The 12,586-nt window shown below is 56.6% G+C and carries 12 protein-coding genes; all 12 read right to left on the minus strand.

Annotation, left to right across the window (positions count from 1 at the left end; translation table 11 throughout):
- Nucleotides 1-7: 7 nt before the first annotated feature.
- The 12 genes from ABIE48_RS21645 to ABIE48_RS21700 all read right to left on the minus strand — a co-directional run bounded on the left by ABIE48_RS21645 (nucleotide 8) and on the right by ABIE48_RS21700 (nucleotide 12,578).
- On the minus strand, nucleotides 8-925 hold the full coding sequence (locus ABIE48_RS21645) for a PhoH family protein (RefSeq protein ID WP_373309598.1): 918 nt from the start codon (nucleotides 923-925) through the stop codon (nucleotides 8-10).
- Between the two features lie 60 nt (nucleotides 926-985).
- On the minus strand, nucleotides 986-2,182 hold the full coding sequence (gene yqfD, locus ABIE48_RS21650) for a sporulation protein YqfD (protein ID WP_192715705.1): 1,197 nt from the start codon (nucleotides 2,180-2,182) through the stop codon (nucleotides 986-988).
- Nucleotides 2,179-2,472: a sporulation protein YqfC gene (gene yqfC / locus ABIE48_RS21655; protein ID WP_076169802.1), complete on the minus strand. Its 294-nt coding sequence runs from the start codon at nucleotides 2,470-2,472 to the stop codon at nucleotides 2,179-2,181. The genes yqfD and yqfC overlap by 4 nt, the downstream gene beginning before the upstream one ends.
- 238 nt (nucleotides 2,473-2,710) lie before the next feature.
- Nucleotides 2,711-3,331, minus strand: a complete 621-nt coding sequence (locus ABIE48_RS21660; protein ID WP_192715706.1) for a hypothetical protein — start codon at nucleotides 3,329-3,331, stop codon at nucleotides 2,711-2,713.
- 13 nt (nucleotides 3,332-3,344) lie between these two features.
- A complete protein-coding gene (floA, locus tag ABIE48_RS21665) occupies nucleotides 3,345-4,352 on the minus strand; it encodes a flotillin-like protein FloA (protein ID WP_076169800.1) in 1,008 nt (335 codons plus the stop codon).
- A 96-nt stretch (nucleotides 4,353-4,448) separates the two neighbouring features.
- A complete protein-coding gene (locus ABIE48_RS21670) occupies nucleotides 4,449-5,765 on the minus strand; it encodes an NfeD family protein (RefSeq protein WP_192715868.1) in 1,317 nt (438 codons plus the stop codon).
- A 160-nt stretch (nucleotides 5,766-5,925) separates the two neighbouring features.
- Nucleotides 5,926-6,369 carry a GatB/YqeY domain-containing protein gene (locus ABIE48_RS21675; protein ID WP_076169799.1) on the minus strand — a complete coding sequence of 148 codons (444 nt, stop codon included), beginning with the start codon at nucleotides 6,367-6,369 and terminating at the stop codon, nucleotides 5,926-5,928.
- Between the two features lie 16 nt (nucleotides 6,370-6,385).
- Nucleotides 6,386-6,559, minus strand: a complete 174-nt coding sequence (gene rpsU, locus ABIE48_RS21680) for a 30S ribosomal protein S21 (RefSeq protein ID WP_005547957.1) — start codon at nucleotides 6,557-6,559, stop codon at nucleotides 6,386-6,388.
- A 138-nt stretch (nucleotides 6,560-6,697) separates the two neighbouring features.
- The gene (locus ABIE48_RS21685) at nucleotides 6,698-7,057 is read right to left on the minus strand and encodes a histidine triad nucleotide-binding protein (protein ID WP_076169798.1); all 360 of its coding nucleotides are present in this window, start codon (nucleotides 7,055-7,057) and stop codon (nucleotides 6,698-6,700) included.
- A 185-nt stretch (nucleotides 7,058-7,242) separates the two neighbouring features.
- Complete coding sequence (locus tag ABIE48_RS21690; protein ID WP_192715878.1) at nucleotides 7,243-7,851, minus strand: RodZ family helix-turn-helix domain-containing protein; 609 nt, start codon at nucleotides 7,849-7,851, stop codon at nucleotides 7,243-7,245.
- A 100-nt stretch (nucleotides 7,852-7,951) separates the two neighbouring features.
- Complete coding sequence (locus tag ABIE48_RS21695; RefSeq protein ID WP_192715707.1) at nucleotides 7,952-11,404, minus strand: SbcC/MukB-like Walker B domain-containing protein; 3,453 nt, start codon at nucleotides 11,402-11,404, stop codon at nucleotides 7,952-7,954.
- 1 nt (nucleotide 11,405) lies between these two features.
- Complete coding sequence (locus ABIE48_RS21700) at nucleotides 11,406-12,578, minus strand: exonuclease SbcCD subunit D (RefSeq protein ID WP_116229496.1); 1,173 nt, start codon at nucleotides 12,576-12,578, stop codon at nucleotides 11,406-11,408.
- Between the last annotated feature and the right edge of the window lie 8 nt (nucleotides 12,579-12,586).

Genomic DNA, 12,586 nt, shown 5'->3' on the forward strand with positions numbered 1-12,586 from the left:
ATCCCCTCTAATCTTGGTTTTCTGCAGCTTTGTCGTAAGCAACAATGATTTTCTGCACTAGGGAGTGACGCACGACATCCTGCTCGGCGAACTGCACAAACCCGATCTCTTCAATGCCGCTCAAGATCGACTTGGCTTCAACCAGCCCGGACTTCTTGCCTCTCGGCAGGTCAATCTGGGTTACGTCGCCCGTGATGACCATCTTCGAGCCGAACCCAAGACGGGTAAGAAACATTTTCATTTGTTCAGGTGTCGTGTTCTGGGCCTCGTCCAATATGATAAAAGAATCATCCAGCGTCCGTCCCCGCATATAGGCGAGCGGAGCGATCTCAATCAATCCCCGTTCCAGCGACTTTGCAGTCTGTTCAGGTCCCATAACGTCATAGAGCGCATCGTACAGCGGACGCAAATACGGGTCTACCTTCTCCTGAAGGTCACCCGGAAGAAAACCCAGGCTTTCCCCCGCTTCGACAGCCGGACGCGTCAGCACGATCCGCTTGACGGAGCCCTCCTTCAAGGCCGCAACCGCCAAAACAACCGCTAGATAGGTCTTGCCTGTTCCCGCAGGCCCGATGCCGAATACAATGTCACGCTTGCGGATGGTGGTGACGTAGTGCTTCTGGCCGATCGTCTTGACCCGGATCGGTTTGCCCCGGAACGTGGTCGTGATTTCACCCTTGAACAGGTCGAGCAGCTGATCCGCCCGGAAGTCCTTCGCCAAGTCGATCGCATAGGATACGTCGCGTTCGGTCAGAATGTAACCGTTGCGGACAAGCTGGAGAAGCACCTCAAACAGCTCGGTCAGCACCTGCACGTCGCGGTCGCTGCCGCGGACGGTAATTTCCGCTTCCCTCGACACGATCTGGGCGGGAATCTCCGCTTCGATCATCTTCAGAAAGGTGTCTTGCGGTCCGAAAATGGACATCCCTTCGCTTGCACTTTGAAGTAAGATTTGTGCGCTGTGATTTTTTTCTGACAAATAGCCTCATTCTCCTTGGTTGTGAACTATGGGAAGCTCTTCGGCAATCTTCTCTTCCACTTCGAAAAGCACTTTCATATAAACTTTACCATTCTCTTTCTTCTCATGCAAAATTTTTTGGCTGATGATCTGCGAATCCGTCCCATATTTCGCCAAAATATCCCGCACGGCTCCGTCCAATCCCTGTTTTTTGGCCTCTTCGACGGTCAGCGTTTCTTTGCTTTCCTGTACTTCCATGACTTTTTCCGTCATCCATCCGACGGGGAGCTTGAAGGAACGCCAGGTCAGAGGATCATGCTCCGTTAGCGTTTCGGAAGCCTTGTACGGATCCTTTCCGTAGCCCCACAGCTGCACCGCGCGGTCACCGATCACAAAATAAGACTTGGTCTTTCTCTCCCCGGTATACACTTTATGCTTCTGGACCAGCGGAACCGTAAGGCTATATTCGTGCCAAACCAGCCCTTTGACCTCCCCTTTGGCCACGACTACCTCGGTGTTTCCGCCGTCAACGCCAAGAATGCCCGATATGAGCACCTGTCCCTTTTTCACACGAGAGTTCTTCTCGACGAGCGGCCGCCCCTGCTCCGCATAGATGCTCGTGACCACCGCGTCCGTCCGGCTGACCAGATGGCGCGGGTCGGTCAGCGGCTGCTTCGGGGGTTCGGCCGCCTCCACGATCTGGATCGTGATGGTGGTGCCTTTGCGCTCGACCCCGATCCAGGACGTGCCCGGAAGCCGGATGCTCAGCTCACGCGACAGCTTGTCCGGCGAATCTAAGCGAAAAATCCACTGGAACGGGCGGACCCCCTCCTTCTTCGCCGCTTCGAGCACGTCTTCGGTCGCGATCTTTTCGTTGCCGGTTACCCTGACGTTCCACACCATCGACGACAGCAGGAAGAGCAGAACGAAGAACAGCACGATGCCCACCATAAAAAACTTGCGCTTATACAGCTTGACCAGCGTAAAGGGCAAACCGATCCGGCCCTGTACGTGCACCCGGCAGCCTGTCCGTTTCAACAAGGGACGAAGAGCATGAAAATCCCTCAGCAGCACCTTCATCTCTGCCAAATTTCCGTTTTTGGGTTCGATGTCCCATACCGGTACACCGTTCTCCGCCAGTGCATTGATGAAATACTCCACATGCTCCCCCCGGACAGCAATCCGCACGCAGCCGCGAACCCGGGTTAACGTCGGGATTTTCATGGACTCTCCTCCGTTCCTGTATATTTAATGTTCGTTACCGATCCTTCGATCATCACTTCTTCCGGCAGAATCGACCGGATCATAAGCCCGGAGCCTTCGATCTCGAGCAGTCCCTGGGACAGGGAAAGGACCATTTTATCGGGTGAAAAATGCCGGACGCCCCGATGATTTTCGATATAGAGTTCTTTGTTTCCCACCATAGTGATGCGCGGCAGATCGAACAAAACGTCCTGCGGAACATCCAGCATTTCGTTCGTCCACTTCCGCAGCCTGCGGCTGATCCCGGCCATACGAAGGTCTTCCCCCTTCCTGTACTCTACACCTTATGCGTGTAAAGCCCGGTTTATGAAGCTTTTCAGGGAAGTTCAAGCCATAAGATCACACGCTTTGCGCAGCACGAAAAAAAACGCCTCACGGCGTAAGGTCACAGCGGACAGGCTGTGCGATCCAAAATGAAAAGCCTCTTCCGCTGCCGGATAGATATCATGATCTTCCCGGGCCGAAAGAGGCCTCACTTCTAGATTATCGTTATTTTCGCGGATTCAACGGGCGTTTGGAGCGGGGCGGACCCAAAATTTCAGCCCAGATGATCCCTTGTCTGGCCTGCTCGGCCAAAGGGGATACCGGGGCGGGTGCCTCCCGGTCTGACGTTTTGTCTGCCGTCATATCCATCTTCGTCGATATTTTGTCCAGAGAAGCGTTCATCCTGTTGATCTCCCGCTGCATTGTACGGGTTCGTTCTTCCAGCGTAGCCTGTACCGGGGACGGCTTCTCCTCCGCCCACATCGAGGATACTCCTTCGCCGGTATCATAGTCCGGAGCCGGACGGTAGTCTTGGGAATATACAGGCGGTTCAGGGGCTGATGAATCATACGATCCGAACGGGGAGCTCCTTCTGCCATCAGGTTCCTGCGGCCGTGGCCGGGAGCCGTATGCCGGATCTGGACGGCCCTCATCGTATTCCTCATCCTCGTCCTCGTCGTAATCGTCCGCTTCGTCCCGTCGTTGATACGGACGGCCTTCTCCCCCGAACGTGGGCATGCCCCGGGGCTGCTGCCTCTGCTTCGATTTATTTCCTCTTTTGCTCAGCGCAGAGATGACCGCAAATCCAATGATCAGGATCCAGTAAAAGTGTTCAATGATCCACATGGATGCTCATTCCCTACTTGTTATTTTTCGGACTGCCGCCGCCATCTCCGCTATCCCCCATTTTGCCCAGCGAGCCGCGCATTTGGGTATCGGCTTCAATGTTCTTCAGGTTCATGTAATCCATGACGCCAATCTTTCCTGAGCGAAGGGCTTCCGCCATGGCGAGCGGCACTTCGGATTCGGATTCCACAACCCGCGCTCTCATCTCGACGACGCGAGCCTTCATTTCCTGTTCTTGAGCTACCGCCATCGCACGGCGTTCCTCGGCTTTCGCCTGGGCGATCCGCTTATCGGCTTCGGCCTGCTCGGTCTGCAGGTAAGCCCCGATGTTCTTGCCTACATCCACGTCGGCGATATCGATCGACAGAATTTCAAAAGCGGTTCCCGCATCCAGCCCCTTGGCCAATACGGTCCGGGAAATGGAGTCCGGGTTCTCCAGCACGTCCTTGTGCATGTCACTGGAGCCGACGGTCGTTACGATCCCTTCACCTACGCGGGCAATAATCGTCTCTTCACCCGCACCGCCGACGAGACGGTCGATATTGGCACGGACCGTAACCCGGGCCTTAACCTTCACTTCAATCCCGTTCTTCGCAACGGCGGCTACGACCGGAGTCTCAATGACTCTCGGGTTGACGCTCATCTGAACGGCCTGCAGTACGTCGCGGCCAGCCAGGTCGATGGCGGCGGCACGCGTAAATTCGAGCGGAATGTTGGCGCGCTGGGCCGCAATGAGGGCGTTAACTACCCGGTCCACATTACCACCGGCCAAATAGTGACTTTCCAGCTGATTAATGTTAAGACCCAGCCCCGCCTTCGTCGCCTTGATGAGCGGATTGACGATCCGGCTCGGCGTGACGCGCCGCAGTCTCATGGCCACCAGCGTAATAATTCCGATCCGGACGCCGGACGCCAAGGCCGAGATCCAGAGCATGACCGGGAAAAAGCTGAAAAATACGCTGAGCACAATAATGATGACAACCGCAATCAGTAATACCGTGATAAGAGAAGTTCCATCCATACTGCCTATCAACCTCCAGGTAATCAATTGGTTTCATGTGACATTCTTTCCAGGTTCTTTACAACATGTTACACGAATCTCGCTAAAAAGCCAGCATTATTCCGGCTTTACGACAATTCTCGCACCTTCGACGCGAACGACCTTGACCGGTGTGCCCGCCGCGACAAACTCTCCGTCCGTTACGACGTCGATCCGCTCGCCTTCCACGTCCACGGTACCGGCCGGACGGAGCGGAGTCACGCTAACGCCTGATTTTCCAAGCAAATCCTCCTTCGCATCAGTCGGAACGAAGCCCTGCTCCTTGGTCAGCGATTCTTTCAGGATGAAGCGGTTCCAGATACCCTTCTCCTTAAATATGATCGCGACGATCACCACGACCACGACGGCTGCCGCAAATGCGATCCCGAGCGAGAACAAAGCGTGCGTCGTATCATAAGCAGCACGGACAACGCCCGCGACTAGACTGACGGCACCCAGAATACCGAGGATACCGAAGCTCGGGACAAACATTTCTAGAATCATAAGAATGAGCCCGATAATAAAGAGCAGCCACGTCTCGGACCCTGCGAAGCCCGCCACATAGTTACCGAAGAAATACAGTACAAAGGCAACTACGCCCACGATCCCCGGAACGCCAAAGCCAGGAATCATCAGCTCGATGACGACACCGGCTATCCCAAGGAACAGCAAAATGATCATCACGGTTGGATGTGTCAGAAAGGCTGCCACCTTCTCCGCACCAGTATGCTCGATCCGGAAAACGTCATCCGTCGAGTATCCCATCCATTGAATTGCTTCCTCAGGCGTTGAAGCGATATGATCGGCATATCCGACTTTCAAAGCCTGTTCGCTCGACAAGGCAATAATATCGCCTTTCTCTTTCTTCTCTCCGATTGCCGGCATGTCGACGACCATGTTGATATCCGCCATGCCCTCGGCGATTTTGCTGTCCCGTCCGCTGGACTCAGCCGCTGCGCTCATTTTAGACTTCCAGTACGCGACCAGCTTGGCATCTTCCACGCGTTTTCCCGTACGGTCCACCATGGCGGCGGCGCCGATCATGCTGCCTGGCTTCATGGCGATTTTATCGGCATTCAGCGCGATATAGCTGCCGGCCGAAGCGGCATTGCCTTGAATGTAAGCGAGCGTAGGGATCTTGCTGTCACGAATCATCTGCCCGATTTTGTCGGCGGTATCGACTAGCCCGCCCGGCGTGTTGATCTCGAGCACAACCAGCCCGGCATTCATCTCGGCCGCTTCTTTAAAACCGCGGCGCATGAACTTCTCAAGCCCCGTCTCAATTTCCTGGTCCACCGGTATGATATAGACCGGGCCGCTCTTCTCACCGGTTTCGGCGGATACAGGCCCGGGAAGCCAGCTGCCGGCAACCAAGAATATGAGCATCAGCATCATCACGATAGACTTAAGTCCCTTTTTGGCCAAACTCACCTTACCCCTCCTTTCCACATTCCCGTTATAATGTCCATCATATGGTAGTTATTACGCATCATAGAAGGGAATCGTTTCAGAAAATGAAAAAACACCCCTGAAATCAGGGGTGTTTCACTTATGTTTATTGCAGAAATTGTTGAACCACTTGGTTCACAAGTTTGCCGTCTGAGCGTCCCTTTACCTTCGGCATGAGCGCGCTCATCACTTTCCCCATGTCGGCTTTCGAAGAAGCACCGGTTTCCTGGATGGTCTGCTGTACAATAACTTTAATTTCTTCTTCGGAAAGCTGTGCGGGAAGATACTGACCGATAATCTCGATTTCTGCTTTGGCATGTTCCGCAAGATCCTCGCGGTCTGCTTTTTGAAATTCTTGGAGGGCATCTTTGCGCTGTTTGATTTCACGACTGAGGATATCAAGCACTTCGTTGTCATCCAAAGTTCTTTTCAAATCTATTTCAAGATTCTTGATCGTCGAACGAACCATTCGAATCGTGGAGAGTTTGAACTTGTCTTTACTCTTCATCGCCTGCTTCATATCTTCGTTCAATCGTTCGCTAAGATTCATGCTAGTTCAAATCCTCCTAAAACTTTCTCTTACGAGCAGCCTCGGACTTTTTCTTGCGCTTTACGCTTGGCTTCTCATAATGCTTACGTTTCTTCACCTCAGCCAATACGCCATCCTTAGCGATGGAGCGCTTAAAGCGGCGAAGTGCAGCATCAATAGTCTCGTTTTTGCGAACTTTAGTTTCAGACACCAGTTTTCCCTCCCTCCGACCAGACCGTCCAAGAGCAATAACACGGTTCATCAAACTTAATTATAGGTGAAAGAGAAATAGGGTGTCAACCTCAGGGCCTATTTTTTCACCAAAGGCCGGATTTGCCGGGGTACAAGCTTATGCGTGAGAGTCGGAAATTCCGGTCAGGGCGCCCAGTTTGGCCCCTCCGAGCAGGTGATAGTGGATATGATGGACCGCTTGTCCGCTATCCGGTCCGCAATTATTGATTAGCCGGTATCCCGACTCATTGACGCCCAGATCCTTGGCTACCTGCTGGGCCACCTGATGCATTTCGGCGATCAGCGGGAGATCCTCCTCCTGAACCTCGTTCATTGAGGCGATATGCTTTTTCGGGATGATAAGCACGTGAACCGGCGCGGCCGGCTGAATGTCACGAAATACCAGGATCCGTTCGTTTTCAAAGACTTTCTGGGAAGGGATGCTCCCTTCAACGATTTTGCAAAACAGGCAATCCATCGGATTGTTGCCTCCTTTAATATGTAAGAGATTTTCTTTTCTTATCATACCGGATATAAAATGACCCGTCCAATGTCCCCGCTGTATCCGGCTAAGAAATAGTTCGGCTGGCGCGCCGAATCCAAAAGAAAAGGGACACCGATTCTCCCGGTATCCCTCTTCAGGTTCGTACGTTATATCAGATATTAAAAAAATGGCAGCAGCGACAGCGCCGTCAATCCGGCCAATGGCAGAATCAAACGGTTAAAGCGGCGTCCGTAAAACGGATACCCATAGCCGTAGCCGTATCCAAACGGAGGATAGAACCCTGGGAAAAATGCTCGATAGTCATATCCCGGGAAACCTCCGCAAGGGTGGAAGCAGCCATGATGGACCGGCATGACCGCTGGCGCCACGTTGGCCGGAGCTACATGAGCCGGAGCCACGTTTGGTGACACGTTAGCAGGAGACACATACATCGGAGCCATGTTCGCGTTCGGTGACACGCTTGCAGGCGACACATACGTCGGAGCCATGTTCGCGTTCGGTGACACGCTTGCAGGCGACAGATACGTCGGAGCCATATTCGCATTCGGTGACACGCTTGCAGGCGACACATACGCCGGAGCTGCGTTCGCATTCGGTGACACATTTGCTGGCGACACGTTTTCATGGCCTACCGGTACCGCCAAATACAGCTTCTCCTCATCAACACTTTCCACAAATCCGTCGTGTACGCTTCCGTCAGCCATTGTCGCGCGGACATAGCGGTACATATGTTTTTTGCATAACTCTATGGCCTCAAACTTTTCCATTGCCCTTCACAGCCTCCCAATTTCAGAAGATTTACAAGAACATCGTATTCAAGGCTGGGCGAATGGCTACTGTCTTTTTCAAAAAAATATGGATGATGGCCTATAACGTTTCAGGAACGATCCGCGAGCCGCCACCGGCCTGCTCGGCAGGCACCACGATCAGCTTGCGCGGAAGGCGGGCACGCAGCTCGGGCACATGGCTGATAATTCCGACCGACAAATGATCGTTATGCAGCTTCTCCAAAGAAGTGATTACCGTATCGAGCAGTTCGGGATCGAGCGTCCCGAAACCTTCGTCAAGGAAGAAAAACTGCAAAGGATATTGACCCCGGAGCTGAATTTGCGCAGACAGGGCCAGCGCAAGGGACAGGGAGGTCAAGAAGGTCTCGCCTCCGGACAGGGTGGACACCGGACGGCGCACCCCGCCGTTGGCATCGTCCCGAATCAGGAAGCCTCCCCCGGAATCGACCTCCAGCGCATAGCGCTGCTTGGTCAAGAAGCGCAGACGCTGTGAAGCAGCCTGGCTGACCTGCATCAGCTGCTCCTCGGCAATGTATTCGACGAAGGCATTGCCCCGGAGACAGGACTGCAGCTTGGAGAGCTTCTCGGCTTCCTGCTGCCGCTGTTTGCGGATCAGCTCCAGCTGCGACCAGCGGACATGACGCTTCTCCACGTCGTCCAGGTCCCGCTCCGCCCTTGCCCGCTGTTGAAGCGCCGTCTCATCGCGCTCCCGGCAGGCAGCCAGCTCCGCGGAGATCCGCTGCCACTCTTCTTCGGTCACGCCGCGGCCGTCCAGCTGCTCAGCCAAATGGCGGAGCTGCACCTTGATCTCCTGCTCCCGTTCGCGGTGCAGCCGGACCCGTTCCGCGCTGTGCACTTCTTCGTCAGGCGGCATGCAGGCGTCAGCCACTTCCTCCGATGTGGCGAACGGGGAAGCCGCCAGCTGCTCGTCCCAGCGGGCCTGCGCCTTGCGGCAGTGCTCCTCTGCGGATTCCGCCGCCTGGGCTGCCATCGCCGCCGCTTTGGCTGCTTCATGCTTAAGCTGCTCGGCTGCCTGACGCTTCTCTTTGGAGCGAGCCGCAGCTTCCCGAAGGGAGAGCAGGCGCTGCTTGCAGCCCTCCAGCAGCCGGTCGGCGGACTCGCTTCCGACCCAGGCCTGAAGGCGCCGCTCCTTCTCGGCCAGCAAATCCTGCTTGCCCTGCAGCTGGGCATCCCATTGAATGAGCGACTTGTCGAGATCGTTGATCTGCCGCTCCAGCGATTGGACCGAGGCCGTTTTCTCCTCGATAAAAGGGATGCTGATCTGCAGCCGTTCGCGGATCTCTTCGGCCTGCGCATCCTTCTGCTGGATTTCCGCGGACAAGCGGTCCGCCTGCTCCGGCTGAAGGTCCGGAAGCTCCCGGCGCCACTCCTCCTGAAGCCTTAGGTATTCCCGCTTCTCCGTTTCAAATCGGTCGCCCAGCTTGGTGAACGTTTCCCGAAGCGACTCGATTTCAGCCGTCCGCTTCACCTGCAGCGCGCTCAGCGCTTCCCCCCGCTCCTTCAGCGCGGCATGCTCGCGCTGAAGCTGTCTCGTGGAGGATGCCAACGCTTCGGCGTCCTCCTCCATTTTCCGGATCCGGGATTCCCACGCGGACCTGGAAAATGACTCTACTTGCTCCGGGTCCGAGACCAGCTCGAGGGCAGCGGCCGCTTCGCCTGCGCATTCCAGCGGGCCAGAACCGGCCTTGAAGGGAGCCTCTGCCCCCACTTGAACCCCAGGCTCGTACGATTCCAGCAAGCTCCGGGTCTCATGTACAAGCTGGCGCCCGCTCAGCCGCAGCTCCTGCAGCTGCTGGCGGAGAAGCCGCAGCAGTTCCAGCAGACCGTCATCCGCACCGGGCGCATCCTGATCCGGCGATACCGGTGCCGGATGATGGGAAGAGCCGCATACCGGACACGGTTCTCCCGGGCGCAGCTCGGCGGCCAGCGCCAGCGAAAGCGCGTGGAGCTCCCGTTCTTTGGAGGAAGAACGGACCAGCGCCTCTTCTTGGTCGAGACGGGACAACGCCGCCTCCATCCGGCTGTCATGGCCCAGAACCTGCTCCATATGGGCCGAAACCGCAAGCGCGAACCGCTTCTGCTCCTGCAGATGCTGCTCCCGCTCCTGCCCGGCCTGCTTCAACAGCGCTTCGGCTCTGCTTTGCTTCTCGCCATGCTCTTTAAATTCAGCCTCAGCGCTCCGCAGCCGCTGCTCGCTTGCTCCCAGCTGCTGAACGTGCCGCATCGCCTTATGCAGCCGTTCGCGGTCCTTCGCCTTCACTTCCAGCCCCTTCAGGCTTTCCTGCAGCTCGGACTGCCGCTTGAGCCCTTTGGCGAGCAGCTCCTGCTCCTTGGCCAGAGCTTCAGTCCGTTCCTTGCTTTCATGGGCCGTCTTTGACCGCTGCTCAGCCAGCTGCTGCAGTACAGTCTTCAGCTCGTCCCGCTCCCGCTGCAGCAGTACCGCCTGCTCCAGCTGCTCCTGGCGCTGCAGCAGCTTCGGCTCCTCAGCGGCAAGTTCCCGGTGCGACGCATCGTCGGCGGCAGCGGCCTCCTGGGCCGCCGTGTCCGCGGCCTCAGCCTTCGTTTGAAGCTGCTCCGCCTCCCGGTTGCGTTTGTCCCATTCCTGCCTGCTGTCCGTCCACTGCGTATACAAAGGCATGATCGCCCGTGCCGCAGCGGACTGTCCCAGCCGGCGCTCAAGCCGGACAATCGCTTCTTCTTCGGCGGAAAGCCGGTGGAGCTCCTGTTCGCGCCGCTCCTTCTCCAGCTGCATCTCCCTGAATTTGCCGGCCTTCTCGGCCTCCTCGGTCATTTGCCGCAGCTTCAGCCGCGAAGCCTCCGCCTCCATGGAGGCTTCCTTGAGTCTGTTCCTCGCTTCGTCCACTGCTTCCGCGCCTGCGCTGCCGAGGCCTTGCTGCTCCGCCTCCACTTCCTTCAGCGCAGCATCGTTGTCCTTTACCCGCCGGCTGAGCTTCTGCGCGAGCAGGTCGCCGTATTTTTCCAAATGGAACAGGCGCTGCAGCATCTGCCTGCGCTCACTGCCCTTCAGCGACAGAAACTCGGCAAACTTCCCCTGGGGAAGGACGACGGCCCGCGTAAAGTCTTCCATTTTCAGACCGATTTTGTCTTCCACGCAGCGGGTGACTTCAGCCAGCTTGTCTGCCATAACCGTTTCACCTTCCGCGGTGACTTCGATAAACCGGCTAACCGTATTGCTGACTGACAGCTCGTTGGTTCTTTTAAAACGGCGCTCCACTCTGTACCGCTTCGGTCCGTCCGCGGAACTGAGTTCAAAGGTAAAGGAGACGTACAGTGCATCTTCCGAATGGTTCATGATGCCCTGCGTGCCGTTCACCGCACGTTCGACTTTGCCGTACAAAGCCAGGGTCATCGCGTCCAGAAGCGTCGATTTGCCGCTGCCCGTCGGTCCAAAAATACCGAACAGCCCCATCTGGCACAGCTCGTCAAAATCGATCTGCTGCATCTCGCGATAGCTCTGCAGACCCGACAACTTCAGTGTGATCGGCTTCATGTTACGCTTCCTCCTTTACCTCTGCGTCTTCCGAAGTGAGCGCAAGGAACAATTCAACGAGCGCATCATCCGGCTCGGCTCCTCCGGTCTGCCGCTGGTAGAATTTCCGGAACAGCTCCGGCACCGGCAGGCTCGACCGGCTGTACTCCACCTCGACCTGTTCCATCTCGGGATACACGGGACGGATATGTACGAACCCTTCGTGGCTTTTGCGCAGCCTGTGAATATCCCCAAGAGACATGGCTTCGGTCAGCGAAATCTCCAGATCGATAAAACCGTTCGCATCCCTGCCTTCATCCAGCCAGCGATGAACTTCCTCCAGTCCACCCTTTGCTTTCCACCGGATTAACGGCCGGCCGCAGGACAAATAGACCTCCTCCATTACGGGCTGCTGCCCCGGGGCCACATCGATGATGGAAACGGACTTCGCTTGACCGGCCTCGGAAAAGCTGTAGGCGAGCGGGGACCCGCTGTAGCGGATCATTCCCTCACCCTTGACCGCCTGAGGCCGGTGCAGGTGGCCAAGCGCCGTATACTGCGCCCCAACCGCAAGCGCCGATGGGTCCACCGTATACGCGCCTCCGACCTGTATCGGCCGTTCCGAGTCGCTTTCCACGCCGCCAAGCACGTAAATGTGGCTCATGGCCAAATTGACGGTCTCGGGCGTAAAGCTTGACGCCAATTTCCGCATCAGCATGCCTACGCGGGCGCTGTATGCCCGGCGGAGCTCCTCTTCGTCGCCTTCGGCGGCGAGCAGCTCATTTAAGCGGGCTTCGGACGGATAGGGGAGCGCCGCAATCTTGGCGATCTCCCCGGTCCGGACCGCTTGAACCGTGACGGCTTCGGCCACGGGAAGCCCGACCAGCGTGATTCCCTGCCGGGCGACCAGCGGCGTTACCGAGGAAACCCGCTCGGGCTGATCATGGTTGCCCGCAATGACCACGAGCGGCGTCCCTCCTTCAGTCAGCCGGGCCGCCGCCTCATAAAACAGCTGTTCCGCTGCCGCCGGCGGATTGACCGAATCATAGACATCCCCTGCCATCATAACCAGGTCAATCTTCTGATCGTGTACGATCCGGACCAGTTCCTCAACGAAATCTTCCTGCTCTTTCATCCGGCTCCGGCCCTCGAGCGTCCGTCCAAAGTGCCAGTCACCCGTGTGAAGTATGCGCATCCTGCTTC

The organism is Paenibacillus sp. OAE614 (genome assembly GCF_040546645.1).
In the GTDB taxonomy this organism is placed as follows: Bacteria; Bacillota; Bacilli; order Paenibacillales; family Paenibacillaceae; genus Paenibacillus_AQ; species Paenibacillus_AQ favisporus.